Raw genomic sequence first — 17588 nt, 5'->3', positions numbered from 1 at the left:
TATTGGCTTTTTGATGTTGGTAATAGGTGTTGCTCATTCTTTAATGCACGGCACACTCACAGCTGTACTAGAGGCTCATGGCAGATATTCATAGCCCGGCAAGGTCAAGAAGTTGACCAGCTCATCACTGGTGGTCAGCTGTGACATCAATACCGCAGCCTCCTTGTACCTTCCCTGTTGAAAATGTTCACAGCCAAGCTCCTGCTCAAGCACTTGCATTTCTTCGCTAAGCATTTGTTCAAACAAGGCCTTAGTTACCACACTTCCGTTGCTGAGCGACTTACCATGCTTGATCCACTGCCAAATCGAAGCCCGTGAAATTTCAGCGGTGGCCGCATCTTCCATCAGGCCGTAGATAGGCACACAGCCATTACCGGAGATCCATGCCTCGATATATTGCACAGCCACACGGATGTTATGCCGCATCCCCTCTTCGGTTCGCTCCCCTTGGCATGGCTCAAGTAACATATCGGCGGTGATCGGGGCATCCTCGCTGCGTGAGATATCAAGCTGGTTAGTACGCGCTCCCAGCACGTCGTCAAAAACCGCTCTGGCGGTGCCGGCAAGCCCTGGGTGGGCAACCCAAGTCCCATCATGGCCATTGTTGGCTTCCAGTGACTTATCGGTTTGGATCTTGTTGAGTACCCAGTCATTGCGCTCAGGATCTTTGGACGGAATAAAGGCAGCCATTCCCCCCATCGCAAATGCCCCACGTCGGTGGCAGGTTCTGACCAGCAGGCGTGAATAAGCATTGAGGAAAGGTTTTTCCATCGTCACGACTTGGCGATCAGGTAAAATACGGTCAGGATGATTTCGCAGCGTTTTGATATAGCTGAAGATATAATCCCAGCGACCACAGTTCAGGCCGACAATATGTTCTTTGAGGCTGTAGAGGATTTCCTCCATCTCAAACACCGCCGGCAAGGTCTCAATCAGAACCGTCGCCTTGATAGTCCCTCTGGGCAGCTCAAAGGTATCTTCGGTATAGCTAAACACCTCACTCCACCACGCCGCTTCCTGATAGGCCTGCAACTTAGGAATATAGAAGTAAGGGCCACTGCCTTTCTCCAGCAATTGCTGGTAGTTATGGTAGAAATACAGAGCAAAGTCGAGCAAACAGCCTGGAATGGGCTCCCCCTGCCAGAGCAGGTGTTTTTCAGGTAAGTGCAAACCACGCACCCGGCAAATCAACACTGCGGGGTCATCATTAAGTTGGTATTGCTTACCTGACTCGGGATTGGTGTAAGAAATCGTGCCGTTAATGGCATCTTTGAGGTTTTGCTGCCCGGCGAGCACCTCTCCCCAAGCCGGTGCGAAAGAATCTTCAAAATCAGCCATGAACACTTTGACATCGGCATTGAGCGCATTAATCACCATCTTGCGCTCAACAGGACCTGTGATCTCAACGCGGCGGTCCTGTAAGTCCTGCGGGATATTCTGCACAGTCCACTCGCTGTTTCTGATTTCAGCGGTGTCAGGCAGGAAGTCAGGTAGGCAGCCGGCATCAATGGCAAGCTGGCGATGCTCTCGGGTCGCCATTAACTCAGGAACCCTTGCGGCAAAACGCTGTACAAGCCCTTCTAAGAAGGCCAGCGCTTCATCATTGAGGATCTCAGCCTGCTCTGCCGATAAAGGTGTCTGTAGCGATAGCTTCACTTCATGGTTAGTAGACATATCGTTTTCCATTCCTCACGCTCCCTTACGAATGTAACTTAATCACCACCCAAACCAAGTACGCTTTCGTCTACACGCAAACAAACTTGACCTTAACGCCCTATTTACGTTGCCGTAACATACGCCCAATTGCAAGACATGGCAATTGGAGCTCGCTAGTAATAGCTCACTCACGCCCTGAAAAAACAACAGCTTACAAAAAGTAGAGCAATAACTCAAAACACTGAATTGAAACAAATTTTAGGCAAAAATTCGGTTTTCATCACTGGATCTTAATTCCCGCCATTTCGTAACCACTTACGTAATTAAATTACACAAAACGATAATTCAAACACTTGTCTCGATCTGCGTTTCAAACATACGTGATTTTTTCAAAAGCCCTTATGCGCTTAAAAAATAATCATTAAATGCACTATTTAGTCTACTTTTTATACACAGCAAGCATAGACCCTTAATCAACATGTTTCATTTATTTTTAGAGCGAAACATAATAATCCTACAAATTAAAGGCAGTTTCATCAGATCGGATTATTGGAAAATACCAGCGAGGAATAAGAAATTAGCATTTTGTGCTGAGATAGGCGGTTTTATCCAAGCACTTAATTTACAGAAGGGAAATAAGACAAAGGAGCCGCAAAACTTGCGGCTCTACACTAAAAATGACGACAGAATGAAGTGCTTACAGTAATTCTTGAACAATATCCGCAAGCTGATGGAAGGTGCGAGTCCGGCTGGACGTCGGTCGCCATACCAAACCAATCTCACGGTACGCTTCCTGGCCCGGAGGTTCAACCACGACCAGGTTTTGGTTATGCAGCAAGCCATGATCAATGGCCATCTGCGGAATAAAGGTTGTGCCCAAGCCATTGGCAACCATTTGCACCAGAGTATGAAGGCTGGTCGCGGTGAACGGGTTGATCTTCTCTTTACTCGTGAGTTTACAGGCCGAAACGGCATGGTCAGTCAAGCAATGTTCTTTTTCGAGCAGGAACACCGACTCGTCGGGTAAATCAGCATAGCGTAAGGGAGTGGTGACTTGTTCGGCCTGATTGCGGCTGATGACCATCTTGAACGCATCACGACCGACCACTTGGCTATGCATGCCCTTAATTTCGACCGGCAATGCCAAGATCAATACATCCATCTCGCCGCTGCGCAGGGCAGCCAGCAAGTTGGTCGTGGTATCTTCACGTAACAACAAATTGAGGTTTGGGTGTAACCGGTTTACCTCCTGCACCAAATCACACAGCAGGAAAGGCGCAATCGTCGGGATACATCCCACCCGCAATTGGCCTTCCATACCATCTCCCATGCAATTTGATAGCTCCATCAAATCTTGGCTCCTGGCTAGCAGCTCCCGGCTACGAGCAATGACATCTTCGCCGGTCGAGGTAAAGACCAAAGACTTATTCTTATTGTCCCTTTCAATCAACTGGCAACCTATCAGCTCTTCGAGGTTCTGCACCCCAGAGCTCAAAGTCGACTGGCTGACAAAGCAACGCTTGGCCGCTTCACCGAAGTGTCGGGTTTCAAATAAAGTCACTAAATAGTGCAATTGTTTTAGAGAAGGAAACTTGTTCATCGTAAATTTCGATTACATCAATCTATTTATTCCGCTTTTTTGAATTTACCAGTTTCGTTATAGTTTGTCTCGTCCAAACAGAGAGCCGACCGGAAAGGTAGGCGACAAAACGAATTTTTAGGAGCACCAAAATGGTACTAGTAGGTCGTCAAGCACCAGATTTTACTGCTGCAGCTGTTCTAGGTAACGGCGAAATCGTTGATAACTTCAACTTTGCAGAATTTACTAAAGGTAAGAAAGCGGTTGTTTTCTTCTACCCACTAGACTTCACTTTCGTATGCCCTTCTGAACTAATCGCTTTCGACAAGCGTTTTGAAGACTTCCAAGCGAAAGGCGTTGAAGTAATCGGTGTTTCTATCGACTCTCAGTTCTCTCACAACGCATGGCGTAACACTGCTGTTGAGAACGGCGGTATCGGCCAAGTTAAATACCCACTAATCGCTGACGTTAAGCACGAAATCTGTAAAGCTTACGACGTTGAGCACCCAGAAGCAGGCGTTGCTTTCCGTGGTTCTTTCCTAATCGACGAAGACGGTCTTGTACGTCACCAAGTAGTGAACGACCTACCTCTAGGCCGTAACATCGATGAAATGCTACGCATGGTTGACGCGCTAAACTTCCACCAGAAAAACGGTGAAGTTTGCCCAGCACAGTGGGAAGAAGGTAAAGCAGGTATGGACGCATCTCCAAAAGGTGTTGCTGACTACCTGTCTGAGCACACTGCAGACCTAGCTAAGTAATTTAGCATTCACACCACGCTCACGGTGTGAAAGGCAACAAACGCAATAGCGTAAAGCCAAAGTCAGCCAATAGGCAAAAATAGAATGAGGCCCGGACACACCGGGCCCTTTTTGTATCTGGGCTATCTCATCGTCCATCGTCCATCGTCCATCGTCCATTCGATTTTTGATCTGACCAATCGTCTCAAAACCCAATATCGTCTACACTGCTTGTCACCCAACCCTTTGTAAAGTCGCCGTTATGACCGTTGACCATATTGAAGTTTGTATCGACAACATTGAATCACTCCTCCTTGCCCAACAAGGCGGTGCCACCCGCATTGAACTCTGCTCTTCACTCGCATTAGGAGGACTCACGCCCAATGCTGGATTAATGCACCTTGCCGCCAAACACGCCAAGGTGCCCGTTTATGCCATGATCCGCCCACGCCAAGGTGACTTCTTGTTCTCGAGCCAAGATAAGGAAATCATGCTGGCAGATGCCCATTTTGCAAAACAGGCTGGACTCGACGGACTGGTGATCGGTGCACTTAACAACGACAGTACCGTTGATGAGGATTTCCTTGCAGAACTCAGTCGCCAAGCCAACGGAATGGGTCTGACCTTCCACCGTGCAATAGACCAGTGCCTGGATCCGATGGCTGCCTTGGATATCATCATAAAGCATAACTGCGAGCGCGTACTCACTTCCGGACTCGAGGCCAATGCCTTCGATGGTATCCCCATGCTACGCAAAATGGTGACGTACTGTGGTGAACATGTCGCGATTATGGCTGGGGCCGGGGTCAATGCTGGCAATGTCGCGCAAATTGTCCAACAATCCGGTGTCAGTGAAGTACATTTATCGGGTAAATCCACCCGCCCTTCCCTGATGCGCAGCTATGCCAATTCAGCCCATATGGGCAATGCTGATGTCGATGATTTCGCAATCCCGGTCACTGCACCGGAGAAAATTGCCGCTGTCATTGAGGCACTAAAGGCGCTTTAAGCTCGGATCCCCAAGTAACATCAAGCTACTTGGGGATCTCGCTGCGGGTATAACCACCGGCCCTAAAAGTGCAAGCCGCATCAAGCAATCAGGTATCTTATTCGTCAAAGTGTCGTTTCCGAGTTACTCTTTTGTTATCAAATAGAGCAACGTAGAGACTCGTTATGCCTTTTGTCCCGCCGAAAAAAAAACTTAAAAAAAGTGATTACGACGCCGAATTAGAGCGACTGCAAATTGAATTGGTGAAACTCCAGGAATGGATCAAGCAAGAAGGGCTTAAGGTCGTTGTGGTCTTCGAAGGGCGGGATGCCGCAGGGAAAGGCGGGGTCATCAAACGGATCACCGAGAAGCTCAATCCGCGGATAAGCCGCATCGTCGCTCTCGCTAAACCCACTGATAGAGAACGCACCCAGTGGTACTTTCAACGCTATGTTGCCCATTTACCGGCAGAAGGAGAAATGGTGCTATTTGATCGCAGCTGGTACAACCGGGCCGGTGTCGAGCATGTGATGGGTTTTTGTACCGATGATGAGTATGAAGAGTTTCTTCGTTCCTGCCCCGAATTCGAGCGGATGCTCAAGCGCTCCGGTATCATCTTGCTCAAATACTGGTTCTCGGTCTCTGACGAGGAACAGGAAAAGCGCTTCCTCGAGCGCATCAACACCCCGATAAAGCGTTGGAAATTCAGCCCGATGGACTTGGAGTCCCGCAGTCAATGGGCCGCCTATTCAGCAGCCAAGGATCGGATGTTCGCTTATACCGATACTAAGCAGTGCCCTTGGTGGGTGGTCGATGCCGATACCAAAAAGAAAGCCAGGATCAACTGTATCTCCCACCTCTTGAGCCAGATCCCCTACCAGGATATCCACTACCCAGATATCGAGCTGCCGGAGGTCAATAAAAAAGGTTACATCCGCGTGCCGGAAGAAAATCAGACCTTTGTTCCCGACTTGTTTGCTGATGAATAGACATCAAAAATAAAACAGTGTTTCCTTCACCATTGTTCAGGTACTATGTTTACGGTCAGAAATGAAGGAGTAATTACATTCATGGCCAAGGATTTATCCGCGAATCTCGATCTCAACTTGATCAAGACCCTGCTGGTCATCGACCAAGAGCAAAACCTGCGTAAGGCAGCAGAGCGCCTGTTCGTCACCCAGCCCGCCGTCAGCCATGCCCTGCAAAAACTGCGACTGCATTTCGATAATGAGTTGTTTACCAAAACCCGAACGGGACTAACACCGACACCCTATGCGACACAACTCTGTGAGGCATTAGCACCAGCCCTTGACGGGCTTTATCGGGCCGTGAACACCAATCAGGAATTTGACCCGCAACAACTCACTGGCAAGTTGCGCATTGCGCTGGCCCCCCAATACATATATGCCTTGGGTAGCAAACTATACCTTGCCATTCATCAGCAGGCCCCGAACTGCCAAGTCGAAGTGTTCACCTGGAATGAGGCGACGTTTGACGAGTTGCTCAATGGCTATACCCATATCGCTCTTAATTATGATATCGCCAATACCAGCAAAGCGCTTCATCGCGAGTCAATTCCCATCAGTAAACCAATTGTTGTCGCCCGAAGAGAACACCCGTACACCAAACCAGAAATCGGCATTCTTGATGAATATGCACGAGAAGCGGTATGGGCCTGCTTAATCGTACCTGAACGGAATGAACGGCTAACCGATATAGAACAGTACTATGCCCAACATGACCTTAGTGCCAACATCGGTTTTCGTTCCAGCTCACCAGAGTCGATCCTGCAAGTGGTAAAACAGTCTGATCTCTTATTTCCCACCCTCGATATCATGGTGCCGAATGATCACCCTGACTATCGCAAGATCAAAGCCCGCATTGACGGTTCTCCCATCGATCACACCACTATTTGCTATTATCACCAATCAAAAAAAAATGACCAACAAACCCAATGGTTACTTGACCTGATAAAAAAATTAACCCTTGAGACCAACACGCAATAACCTCTGCTAATCAGTGATATCAATCAAAGTAATTAGATTGTGTACGGTGTTCAATTTAATATTATTGCCATCGAAGCGGAATGGCAGGATTATCTGTGCGAACTACGCGCTCTAATTCCTATTCAACCGTTCGCCCTCACCTCTTGTTCACCAACATAGAAAGCCAACATGATGAAATCACGTATTGCATTACTTCTTGCTACTTTCCTATCCACGGGTGCTATTGCTAGCTCGGTAGAAGGCCCATATGTTGGGCTCAAACTCGGGTTTACCGATTACAGCAAATCAACCCTTCCCGGCCAGTATGGTTTAACTGCCGGCTATGCTGTTGATGTTACCCCAAGGGTAACATTGGGTATCGAACTCAACGCAATGGAGTTAGGTGATGGGATCTTTTTTGATCGCTTTACTATGGTCGACTACAAAACCTACAGCTACAGTGCCGGGTTGAAGCCCAAATACCACTTTATGGCGCTCGACCATCAGCCAGTCTATGTCGCAGCCGTTATAGGGGTGAGCCGGGTGGAAGAAAGCCGGAGAAAAAAAGGGGATAAAGTTCGCGACCATGACACAACGGGTATTTATGGTTTCGAGGCTGGGCGAGAAGTCACTGCCAACCTCGATGTTATCGGCTATTTCAACTACCAAAAAGCGGATTTGTTTGGTGAGGACAATTACTACCGTAGCTACGGGTTTGGAATAAACTACCGATTCTGACTCTACTGCTATTTGGGCTCGCCTTGATATCAGCAAGGCAAGCCAATCAAACCACGGTACAATTTTACTTCAGAATATTTTCGATTTCTTCCTGGCTGGTATGACGGATATCCTTACCTTTGACGAAGTAGATAATGTATTCGCAGATGTTCTGACAGCGATCCCCCACCCGCTCAATCGAACGGGCTGACCACATCACCTGCAACACATTCGGGATCGAGCGCGGATCTTCCATCATGTAAGTCATCAACTGGCGAATAATCGCTTCATATTCACGATCGATACGGTCATCTTCCTGATATACTTCAATCGCCGCTTTGACATCCATCCGGGCAAAGGCATCCAGCACCTCGTGCAGCATGCGCACTGCGCTCTGCCCCAAGGCTTCCAGCGAGACCAGCAAGTTATATTGCTTGTTGGTGAAGTTTTCCAGTGCCACCTTGGCAATGCTCTCGGCTACATCACCGATACGCTCAAGATCGGTGATCGTCTTGATAATCGCAATCACCAAACGCAGATCACTGGCCGTCGGCTGACGCTTGGCAATGATACGGGTACAGGCTTCATCAATGGCGACTTCCATCGCATTGACCTTATGGTCATCTTTGATAACGCGACGCGCCAGTTCGATATCTTGCTTGTGCATTGCCTTGAGCGCATCAGCCAGTTGCTGTTCGACTAAGCCACCCATTGCCAAGACATGGGTACGAATGCTTTCTAGCTCAGCGTTAAATTGACCAGAAATATGACGACCAAGACTCAAATTATCTAACATTACGCTCTCCTTACCCGTATCGACCCGTGATGTAGTCTTCGGTACGTTTCTCTTTCGGGGTGGTAAAAATATCATTGGTGCTGGTGTATTCCACCAGCTCTCCCATGTGCATAAAGGCGGTGTTATCGGACACCCGCGCGGCCTGCTGCATGTTGTGGGTAACGATGATCACCGTATACTTGGTTTTCAAATCGTTAATCAGCTCTTCGATGGTCAGCGTTGATATCGGATCCAGTGCCGACGTCGGCTCATCGAGCAATAGAACCTCCGGCTCAATCGCTATCGCCCGGGCAATCACCAAACGCTGCTGCTGACCACCAGAAAGGCCAAACGCATTTTCATGCAGGCGGTCTTTAACCTCGTCCCACAGGGCTGCACCACGGAGCGAGCTTTCCACTGCATCATCGAGCACCCGGCGATCCTTGATCCCCTGAAGCCTCAGACCATACACCACATTTTCGTAGATAGATTTAGGGAATGGGTTCGGTCGCTGGAATACCATACCAACTCGGCGGCGCAGCGAAGCAACATCGACTTTGCCATCATAGATATTTTGCCCATGCAGCATCACCTTACCGTCAACCTTGCAACCTTCAACCAGCTCGTTCATTCGGTTGATACAACGCAGCAGGGTCGATTTACCGCAGCCCGACGGGCCGATAAATGCCGTCACCTGGCCTTTGGCAATGCGCATATTGATATCATACAGGGCTTGATGGGCACCGTAATGGAGATCCAGCCCCTCGATTGACAGCGCCGTTTTCTCTTCCGGCAACGCTGACAAATCAACAGGCTCAAACAGGCCAATTGGGGAATTAATTGAAAACATACTCTTTCCTGAATCTCACTATTGCTCCAAGGAGCGGAATTTTTCACGTAAGTGGTTACGGATCCCAATGGCTGTTAGGTTCAATCCCACAATAACGGTGACCAACAAAAATGACGTGGCATACACAAGCGGTCGTGCCGCTTCCACATTCGGACTCTGAAAACCAACATCATATATATGATAACCGAGATGCATAAATTTTCGATCCAAATGCAGGTAAGGGAATTGGCCGTCGATCGGTAACGACGGTGCCATTTTCACTACCCCCACCAGCATCAAAGGCGCAACCTCACCGGCTGCCCGGGCAACCGCCAGGATCAAGCCGGTCATAATCGCCGGGCTTGCCATTGGCAACACAGTCCGCCACAAGGTTTCAGCCTGAGTCGCGCCCAGCGCGAGAGAACCATGGCGGATCGAGGTAGGGATCCGGGCCAAGCCTTCTTCGGTCGAGACGATGACTACCGGCAGGGTTAAAATGGCCAAGGTCAACGCCGACCATAAAATGCCCGGTGTACCAAATGTCGGCGCAGGTAACTGATCAGCAAAGAACAGGTCATCGATTTGTGCCCCGACAATATAAACAAAGAAGCCCAATCCGAAGACACCGTAAACAATCGATGGCACCCCCGCAAGATTAATCACGGCAACCCTGATCAACTTGGTAAAAATACTTTTTCCGGCATATTCATGTAGGTAGACCGCCGCCATCACCCCCAACGGTGTCACAATCACACTCATCAACAACACCATGAACACGGTGCCGAAAATCGCCGGGAATACGCCACCTTCGGTATTGGCCTCTCGGGGATCATCACTGACAAAATGACCAAGCTGACTGAGCCAATGACCAAGTTTACCTGCGGTCGTAAAGTCATTGGGATACCAGAGATCCAATATCTGCTCAAGCGGCAGCGTTATTTCCTGCCCCGTCATCTCCCGAACAATCAAACGGTCACGACTGAGCTGCTGATGTAGCGTCAAAAGTTGTTGCTCAATGTGGACAAACCGCTGCTCCAGCAACTGCCGCTCACCAATCAGTTGCGAGGGAGCCTCATGCTGAAGAGCCTTGGCATTAAGCTGCTCAAACTGTTGGTTCAATTCAACCAGGTCCGATTGTTCAATCTGGCTAATTAAATCGCGGACACTATTTGCTTTCTCTAAGCTGTGCTCAAGCTCTTCCAGCGGGATCTCTACACCATCTTCGATAAGCCGGATTGGAAAACCATAGAAGCGACCGTTCTTCAGCCGCTCTATCACGGCGACACCGGCTGCCGGCTCTTGGCTGACAATATGCGGACCCAGTATGGTTACAAAATCACTGCCCAGCACATCCCGGTTACCGGTTTTGATAACGAAACGGAAAACAGGGTCGCCATCAAAACCTGTGGTATTGATACCGGCCTCAGTCAGTTGTTTAACCGGGACTGTTTTACGCTCATAGACCTCACCAATCACCGTACTTTGATGACCATTTTGCTCGATTTCAAATTGATAAACAGGCGCAGGCCAGAAGTAGCCAAGTCCTTTCCAGCCAATCAATAGCAATAAGCCAAGCACCACGATCAAGCTCAGGCTAACAGCGCCTGCGGTTAACCATATCCAAGGTGCACCTGATTTTAACCACCTATTCATTAAATTCGATATTCATTGTTAGTAATGTTTCCAGATCATTCATCGGCGCCTACTCAGCAAGAAATTACAGTGAGCTGTATTTTTCACGGAGGCGCTGGCGGACTAACTCAGCCACGGTATTAAACATAAACGTAAAGACGAACAGCACAAAAGCGGCCAAGAACATTATCCGGTAATGGGAACTGCCGACTTCGCTTTCCGGCATTTCAATGGCGATTGTCGCAGACAATGTGCGCATACCTTCAAGAATATTCCAATCCATGATCGGAGTGTTACCGGTGGCCATCAGCACAATCATGGTTTCACCTATCGCTCGCCCTAGCCCCATCATAATGGCCGAGAAGATACCCGGACTGGCCGTTAACAGCACCACCCGTGTGAGAGTCTGCCAGTGCGTCGCCCCCAGAGCCAATGAACCGCTGGTCAAATGGCCAGGAACAGAAAAAATGGCGTCTTCGGCAATGGAGAAAATGGTCGGTACCACCGCAATCCCCATTGCAATCCCAACCACCAAGGCATTGCGCTGATCGTAGCCAATCCCCCATTCATCGCTCAGGTATGCCCTGACATCTCCAGCAAACCACATTTGCTCCAGCCAAGGACTGAGATCAAAACAGGCGTAGGCTATCAAGACGATCACCGGCATCAGTATGAGAACATGAAAGCCACTCGGGACCCTACTCCGCCAACTGTACGGCAATAAAGACCAACCAACACCGGCCAACAGCATACCCAGCGGAAACATCACGACCAAAGCAACCATACCGACCAGATGGGATTCCACTATCGGTGCCAGCCAAATACCGGCAAGAAAACCGAGGATAACGGTCGGCAACGCTTCCATCAACTCCACGGTGGGCTTCACGATGCCTCGCATGCGTGAAGACATAAAATAAGCGGTATAGATCGCCCCAGAAAGCGCAAGCGGAACGGCAAACATCAAACCATATAATGCGGCTTTCAGCGTACCAAAGATCAATGGTACCAAGCTTAGCTTGGGTTCAAATTCATCACTGGCAGATGTCGACTGCCAAACATAATCAGGCTCCGGATAGCCCTCATACCAAATCTTCTGCAACAATGACGCAATGCCAATTTCCGGGTGGGGGTTGTCAACATCAAAAACCTGCCAATCATTGTCCTTTAGCGCAACCAAGCGATCTGCCCGTGGTGAAATCACTATCTGCTGCGGTAGGCCATCAGCAAAAACCGGATCACGGTATATCGCCCCTTTTACCGTGGTATAGAATGCTGATAATTGCCCGTTCTGCTGCAGGGCAAAAAAGCCCTTGCGGGTATATTCAGGGATCAAAGCGGTTACCGCGCTATCACCAACGACAAAATCACGGGTTTTGACCAGCGTTCGCTTACCGTCTTTACGTGTTTCAAACCACTGGGATAATGATTGGTCACCATGGCTGATAAGCAGGGAGTTGGCGCCCGAGAGCAATGCCAGTTGCTGTGCCTGACTGCCTGTCGGTTCAACCTCAACCACCTCCCGCACCCAGGCTGACGAACTGCCGAACGCGACAACATATACTTTATCACCCGCGAGGACATAGGCAGTACGGGCATCGGGTGTCACGACAATATCATTCACCTTGCTTGGTAGTCCGCTGATCGCAAAGAAAGAGGATTGCCAATCAGCCCCAACGCCTCCAAGCATATTACTGGTCTCAGTAAATAACGCCGCTCTAGCCCGGCCATCGGCGGTGATCCCCATAATCACCCCTCGCCGCCCACGCACTGAAGCCGCTAAACTCACAATCGGCTTGCCTTCAGGGTCGAGCAGAAGCGGCTCACGGCCGAATGGATAGTCCAGTGACAGAGCGTTATCACCCTGGGTCGCCGTCAAAGAGGGTTTGGTGAGCAGTACCTCCCCAGCCTCTCCTCCCAAAGCGTATAACCTGTCTGCGGGAAGGGTGTGGCCAACACTGGCCACATCGTCAAGAAGAGCACGCGTGCCCACTATTTCTCCTGCAGTAGCCCCGGTAAAGCTTATCGCACTGAGTGAGCCGCTGGCAGCAAGACGGAACAGGTATGCATTGTTGTCACTGAGGCGGATATCAGCGGTCTTATCGGTAAAAGCGGTGGTAAATTGCTGCTGGGGGGTCACCTTGACCGATGAGAAGATCGGCAGGATGACATAAAGGAGGTAGAAAAAAATCAGAATGAGGGTAACAAGAACAAAGATCCCACCGGCCGTCACACCATAACGCACCAATTTATCTTTTACCTTACGGCCAGGACTCTCTCCCATCAATATCGCACCGGCCTTTGCCATCATTACCTCAATAGATTTACACGCTTACTAATAATATTTCCTTTAGATGACAATTATATGACAAGGCACCCTCTCTGGCATATAGACATAAATGACATAAAAGTGAAATAAAAAATATTTATTATTCAATTCTGTGATTTCGTAAAAAATTCAATATCTTGATCAGTCTGCAGGCCTAGACACACACTTCACATGCTCACATAATAGTCAATATAGAATAGGCAATGACGCCTCTGGGTATAAGGGTATCGTTATGAAGCATCTGATCATCACTGTTATCGGCCAAGATCGCCCTGGACTGGTAGAAACGCTGTCAGACACGGTTTATCAAAACCATGGCAACTGGCTTTCAAGCAGCCTCAGCAAGTTAGCCGGCCAGTTTACCGGCATCCTGCAAATCGAAGTCGCCGACCAATATGTCGGCGTGCTCAGCGATGCGCTCAAACAGCTTGATGCCCTTCAGGTCCAGGTTGTCGAAGAAGAGAGCAAGACCCTGCCAACATCCGTTGTGCACCATCTGCTGGTCACGGGTAACGACCGCTCAGGCATTGTCAAAGACGTCACGGCCAAGCTCAATCAACTTGGAATAAATATTCACAAACTCAAAACTCATTCTGACAGTGCCCCCAACTGGGGCTACCCGATCTTTTCTGCCCGTTTCCAACTGGAGTTGCCTAGCAGTTTGAGTATTGACTACGTCCAAGAAGAGTTGGAGAAGATCGCCGATGATCTCACCGTAGATATCGACGAGAACTAACCCCTCACATGCCCCATTAGCAAGTAGGATGACAATGAGCGCAGAACCACTCTATACCGACAAAGAACTGAGCTGGCTATCTTTTAACGAACGCGTGCTGCAAGAAGCCGCGGACAAGTCTGTGCCGCTGATTGAACGGGTCCGGTTCCTCGGCATCTACTCGAGCAATACCGATGAGTTCTATAAAGTGCGCTTTGCGGATGTCAAACGCCGTATCCTGATCAACGAAGAGCAAGGCAGTAATGACCAGGCCAAGGATCTCTTGAGTAAGATCCAAAGCCGGGTGCTCAAGCTGAATCAGGATTTCGATACCCTGTATAACGAAATCCTGCTCGAGATGGCAAGGCGCCACATCTTTCTGGTCAATGAGCAGCAACTCGATGACCACCAGCAGACCTGGCTAAGAAAGCATTTCCGCAGCCGTATTTTGCCCCATGTCACCCCAATCTTGCTGACCGACGACATCGATCTACTGCAGTTTCTCAAAGATGAATATTCGTATCTGGCTGTGGAAATGCGTCAAGGCAACAGCAAGCGTTACGCCCTGATTGAAATCCCAACCGATCAATTACCGCGTTTTATCCAGCTCCCAGAAGCCAAGGGGAAGCGGCATAAAACTCTCATCTTTCTCGACAACATCATCCGCTTCTGCCTTGATGACATCTTCAGTGGCCTGTTCGAGTACGATGAACTGTCTGCCTATGCGATGAAGATGACCCGCGATGCCGAGTACGACCTGAACCTGGAAGTTGAGCATAGCCTGCTCGAACAGATGTCTGAAGGTTTGGACCAGCGCTTGACCGCGATGCCGGTCCGGTTTGTCTATCAGCGCGATATGCCTGCCGACATGGTCGACGTACTCTGCAGCTTGCTGAAAGTGTCGAGCTACGACAGTATCATCCCCGGCGGACGCTACCATAATTTCAAAGATTTCATTGGATTCCCGAATGTTGGCCGGGACTACCTCGAGAACAAACAACTGCCACCACTGGAAAGCACCCAGTTTATCCATGCCCGCAATGCCTTCGATGCGATCAAGAAGCAAGATATCCTGCTCTACTACCCGTACCACACCTTCGGCCATATGACCGAACTGGTGCGCCAAGCCGCCTATGATCCGAAAGTACGCAGCATTAAAATCAACATCTACCGAGTGGCCAAAAACTCGCAGATCATCGAGTCGATGATCGATGCCGCCAACAACGGTAAACAGGTCACGGTCGTGGTCGAGCTCCAAGCCCGTTTTGACGAAGAAGCAAATATCGAGTGGGCCCGTCGCCTGACTGAAGCCGGCGTACAGGTGCTGTTTGGCGTGCCGGGACTCAAGATCCACTCCAAGCTTTGCCTGATAACCCGCAAGGAAGGTGATGAGCTGGTGCGCTATGCCCACCTCGGAACCGGTAACTTCCACGAGAAGACAGCACGGATCTATACCGATTTCTCGCTGATGACCTGCCGCAAGGAGATCACCGACGAAGTCAGGATGGTATTCAACTACATCCAGAACCCCTACCGGCCGGTAAAATTCAACCACTTGATTGTCTCACCACGCAACTCCCGCTCGCGTCTCTATGACTCGATCGACCGAGAAATTGCCCATGCCAAGCAAAACTTACCATCCGGTATTACACTAAAGGTGAACAACCTTGTCGATAAAGGCCTGATTAACCTGCTTTACCAAGCCAGTAATGCCGGTGTAAAAATCAAGCTCATTATCCGCGGCATGTGTACTTTGATCCCGGGGATCAAGGGAATTAGCGAGAACATCACAGCGATCAGTATCGTCGACCGTTTCCTCGAGCACCCACGAGTCGTTGTCTTTGAGAATAACGGCGAGCATGATGTATACATTTCTTCTGCCGACTGGATGACACGGAACATCGACAACCGGATAGAGGTTGGCTGCCCAATTTATGATCCGGAACTGAAAGAAAAGATTATCGACATACTCGATATCCAGCTTTCTGATACCGTCAAGGCCCGTATTATTGATAAAGAAATGTCCAATAAATACGTTCCGAGAGGTAATAAACGTAAGATCCGCTCCCAGTTAGCGATCTACGACTACCTCAAACAATCAGAAAAACAGCTTAAGAAAAAAATGAAGAGCGAAAGCAATACATGACAGAACCTGTACGCCCAAGAGAAGTCGCAGCGATAGATATTGGCTCGAACAGTTTCCATATGGTGGTTGCCCGCATCGTAGGGCAAAGCCTACAAATTATCAGCCGTCACAAACAACGTGTCCATCTGGCCTCCGGGCTGGACGAGCACCAAAACCTCGATCAAGCCGCAATCCAACGTGGCTTGAATTGCTTGGCGATGTTTGCTGAACGCCTGCAAGGATTTGAACCGGAAAATGTTCGCATTGCCGCAACGTACACGTTGCGCCAGGCGAACAACGCCCATGTCTTTCTCAAGCGCGCCGAAGCCCTTATTCCCTACCCGATAGAAATCATACCCGGCACTGAAGAAGCCCGTCTGATTTACCTGGGTGTTACCCACACCCAGCCTGACAGCGGACAAAAGCTGATCGTTGATATCGGGGGCGGTAGTACCGAGCTGGTCATTGGCGATGGCTTTACACCGCAGCTGGCCTATAGCAAACACATGGGCTGTGTCAGCTACAACAAGCACTATTTTTCCAAAGGTAAAATCAGCAGCAAGAACATGGCAACGGCACAGCTTGCCGCCCAGCAAAAACTCGAGAGCATCGCCAGCAAATACACCAGCAAAGGCTGGCAGACAGCTATCGGCTCTTCGGGCACCATCAAAGCGATCCGAGAAGTGCTGATAGGCCAAGGACACAGCGATGGGGTGATAACCGCCAAGCGCCTGCAGCAGCTCTATGATGCCATCCTCAAAGTCAAAAATTCAGATGACCTTGATTTTGTCGGCCTTAGCGATGACCGCAAGCCGGTCTTTGCTGCCGGGGTCGCCATTCTCAATGCCGTGTTCAGTTCGCTGAATATCGATGAGATGATTTTTTCAGACGGTGCCCTGCGAGAAGGCTTGCTGTATGAAATGGAAGAGCGATTTCGCCATAGCGATATCAGGGTAAGAACCGCGACGTCTATGGCCAAACAGTATAACGTCGATATCGCCCAGGCCAACCGGGTCAAAACAACCGCCGAGCTGCTCTACAATCAAGTCGAACCACAACCGGGCTTGACCAAGGTCGAATTGGCAACCCTGCTCAGTTGGGGTGCATTACTTCACGAAGTGGGCCTGAGCATCAGTTATCCCGGCTTCCATCGCCACTCCGCCTACCTGCTGCGCTTCAGTACCATGCCGGGGTTCAACCTCGAGCAGCAAACGGTACTGGCGACGTTGGTCCGCTTCCAGCGTAAGAGCTTAAAGCTAGAGGAAATGCCGGAGCTGAGCATTTACAAGCGTAAACACCTCTACCCGCTGATCCGCACCCTTCGGTTAGCGGTCGCTCTCAATGGCCAGCGCAGTGATGACCCACTACCGGTGATTATGGTCGATGCCGATAAGGAAAAGTGGCAACTGACACTTCCTGAGGGTTGGGAAGAAAATAACCGCTTACTGGCGGCGGACTTGCGTCAAGAGCAGGAATACTGGCGTAAAGCAGGTTGGGAGTTAGACCTTAGCCCCAATTAAA

At 49.6% G+C, this 17588-nt stretch carries 14 protein-coding genes; 8 read left to right on the top strand and 6 right to left on the bottom strand.

Annotation, left to right across the window (positions count from 1 at the left end; all coding sequences use genetic code 11):
- Positions 1 to 75 precede the first annotated feature (75 nt).
- Both aceB and C9I99_RS19520 read right to left on the bottom strand, forming a co-directional pair.
- On the bottom strand, positions 76 to 1674 hold the full coding sequence (gene aceB / locus C9I99_RS19530) for a malate synthase A (protein WP_107350640.1): 1599 nt from the start codon (positions 1672 to 1674) through the stop codon (positions 76 to 78).
- 679 nt (positions 1675 to 2353) lie between these two features.
- Positions 2354 to 3256 carry a hydrogen peroxide-inducible genes activator gene (locus tag C9I99_RS19520; protein ID WP_107350511.1) on the bottom strand — a complete coding sequence of 301 codons (903 nt, stop codon included), beginning with the start codon at positions 3254 to 3256 and terminating at the stop codon, positions 2354 to 2356.
- Between the two features lie 131 nt (positions 3257 to 3387).
- Here C9I99_RS19520 and C9I99_RS19515 point away from each other — a divergent pair, with 131 nt between their 5' ends.
- The 5 genes from C9I99_RS19515 to C9I99_RS19495 all read left to right on the top strand — a co-directional run bounded on the left by C9I99_RS19515 (position 3388) and on the right by C9I99_RS19495 (position 7686).
- Positions 3388 to 3996 carry a peroxiredoxin C gene (locus C9I99_RS19515; protein ID WP_036817749.1) on the top strand — a complete coding sequence of 203 codons (609 nt, stop codon included), beginning with the start codon at positions 3388 to 3390 and terminating at the stop codon, positions 3994 to 3996.
- Positions 3997 to 4237: 241 nt separating this feature from the next.
- Positions 4238 to 4984 (top strand): copper homeostasis protein CutC, encoded by a 747-nt coding sequence (locus C9I99_RS19510; protein WP_107350510.1) that lies wholly within the window; start codon positions 4238 to 4240, stop codon positions 4982 to 4984.
- Between the two features lie 164 nt (positions 4985 to 5148).
- Positions 5149 to 5952: a polyphosphate kinase 2 gene (gene ppk2, locus C9I99_RS19505; protein ID WP_107350509.1), complete on the top strand. Its 804-nt coding sequence runs from the start codon at positions 5149 to 5151 to the stop codon at positions 5950 to 5952.
- 81 nt (positions 5953 to 6033) lie between these two features.
- Positions 6034 to 6969, top strand: coding sequence for a LysR family transcriptional regulator (locus C9I99_RS19500; protein WP_166645479.1), 936 nt, complete (start codon positions 6034 to 6036; stop codon positions 6967 to 6969).
- A 168-nt stretch (positions 6970 to 7137) separates the two neighbouring features.
- On the top strand, positions 7138 to 7686 hold the full coding sequence (locus tag C9I99_RS19495; RefSeq protein ID WP_107350507.1) for an outer membrane beta-barrel protein: 549 nt from the start codon (positions 7138 to 7140) through the stop codon (positions 7684 to 7686).
- 64 nt (positions 7687 to 7750) lie between these two features.
- Here C9I99_RS19495 and phoU read toward each other — a convergent pair whose 3' ends face one another.
- The 4 genes from phoU to C9I99_RS19475 all read right to left on the bottom strand — a co-directional run bounded on the left by phoU (position 7751) and on the right by C9I99_RS19475 (position 13206).
- Complete coding sequence (gene phoU / locus C9I99_RS19490) at positions 7751 to 8461, bottom strand: phosphate signaling complex protein PhoU (protein WP_107350506.1); 711 nt, start codon at positions 8459 to 8461, stop codon at positions 7751 to 7753.
- A gap of 10 nt (positions 8462 to 8471) precedes the next feature.
- Positions 8472 to 9290, bottom strand: a complete 819-nt coding sequence (gene pstB, locus C9I99_RS19485; RefSeq protein ID WP_107350505.1) for a phosphate ABC transporter ATP-binding protein PstB — start codon at positions 9288 to 9290, stop codon at positions 8472 to 8474.
- A gap of 18 nt (positions 9291 to 9308) precedes the next feature.
- Positions 9309 to 10922, bottom strand: coding sequence for a phosphate ABC transporter permease PstA (gene pstA / locus C9I99_RS19480; protein WP_107350504.1), 1614 nt, complete (start codon positions 10920 to 10922; stop codon positions 9309 to 9311).
- Between the two features lie 64 nt (positions 10923 to 10986).
- On the bottom strand, positions 10987 to 13206 hold the full coding sequence (locus tag C9I99_RS19475) for an ABC transporter permease subunit (RefSeq protein WP_107350639.1): 2220 nt from the start codon (positions 13204 to 13206) through the stop codon (positions 10987 to 10989).
- 253 nt (positions 13207 to 13459) lie between these two features.
- Here C9I99_RS19475 and C9I99_RS19470 point away from each other — a divergent pair, with 253 nt between their 5' ends.
- The 3 genes from C9I99_RS19470 to ppx are packed head-to-tail and all read left to right on the top strand — an operon-like array spanning position 13460 to position 17587.
- A complete protein-coding gene (locus C9I99_RS19470) occupies positions 13460 to 13963 on the top strand; it encodes a glycine cleavage system transcriptional repressor (RefSeq protein WP_107350503.1) in 504 nt (167 codons plus the stop codon).
- 34 nt (positions 13964 to 13997) lie between these two features.
- Positions 13998 to 16088, top strand: coding sequence for a polyphosphate kinase 1 (ppk1, locus tag C9I99_RS19465; RefSeq protein ID WP_107350502.1), 2091 nt, complete (start codon positions 13998 to 14000; stop codon positions 16086 to 16088).
- The gene (gene ppx / locus C9I99_RS19460) at positions 16085 to 17587 is read left to right on the top strand and encodes an exopolyphosphatase (protein WP_107350501.1); all 1503 of its coding nucleotides are present in this window, start codon (positions 16085 to 16087) and stop codon (positions 17585 to 17587) included. Before ppk1 ends, ppx begins: the two co-directional genes overlap by 4 nt.
- Position 17588 lies beyond the last annotated feature (1 nt).

The organism is Photobacterium lutimaris (assembly GCF_003025555.1).
Taxonomy (GTDB): Bacteria; Pseudomonadota; Gammaproteobacteria; order Enterobacterales; family Vibrionaceae; genus Photobacterium; species Photobacterium lutimaris.
This window is presented reverse-complemented; position numbering and strand designations above follow the sequence as displayed.

Excerpts from the sequence above, each read along its gene's own strand:
- aceB (WP_107350640.1), bottom strand. The coding sequence starts at position 1,674 with ATGTCTACTAACCATGAAGTGAAGCTATCGCTACAGACACCTTTATCG.
- C9I99_RS19520 (WP_107350511.1), bottom strand. The coding sequence starts at position 3,256 with ATGAACAAGTTTCCTTCTCTAAAACAATTGCACTATTTAGTGACTTTA.
- C9I99_RS19515 (WP_036817749.1), top strand. The coding sequence starts at position 3,388 with ATGGTACTAGTAGGTCGTCAAGCACCAGATTTTACTGCTGCAGCTGTT.
- C9I99_RS19510 (WP_107350510.1), top strand. The coding sequence starts at position 4,238 with ATGACCGTTGACCATATTGAAGTTTGTATCGACAACATTGAATCACTC.
- ppk2 (WP_107350509.1), top strand. The coding sequence starts at position 5,149 with ATGCCTTTTGTCCCGCCGAAAAAAAAACTTAAAAAAAGTGATTACGAC.
- C9I99_RS19500 (WP_166645479.1), top strand. The coding sequence starts at position 6,034 with ATGGCCAAGGATTTATCCGCGAATCTCGATCTCAACTTGATCAAGACC.
- C9I99_RS19495 (WP_107350507.1), top strand. The coding sequence starts at position 7,138 with ATGATGAAATCACGTATTGCATTACTTCTTGCTACTTTCCTATCCACG.
- phoU (WP_107350506.1), bottom strand. The coding sequence starts at position 8,461 with ATGTTAGATAATTTGAGTCTTGGTCGTCATATTTCTGGTCAATTTAAC.
- pstB (WP_107350505.1), bottom strand. The coding sequence starts at position 9,290 with ATGTTTTCAATTAATTCCCCAATTGGCCTGTTTGAGCCTGTTGATTTG.
- pstA (WP_107350504.1), bottom strand. The coding sequence starts at position 10,922 with ATGAATAGGTGGTTAAAATCAGGTGCACCTTGGATATGGTTAACCGCA.
- C9I99_RS19475 (WP_107350639.1), bottom strand. The coding sequence starts at position 13,206 with ATGGCAAAGGCCGGTGCGATATTGATGGGAGAGAGTCCTGGCCGTAAG.
- C9I99_RS19470 (WP_107350503.1), top strand. The coding sequence starts at position 13,460 with ATGAAGCATCTGATCATCACTGTTATCGGCCAAGATCGCCCTGGACTG.
- ppk1 (WP_107350502.1), top strand. The coding sequence starts at position 13,998 with ATGAGCGCAGAACCACTCTATACCGACAAAGAACTGAGCTGGCTATCT.
- ppx (WP_107350501.1), top strand. The coding sequence starts at position 16,085 with ATGACAGAACCTGTACGCCCAAGAGAAGTCGCAGCGATAGATATTGGC.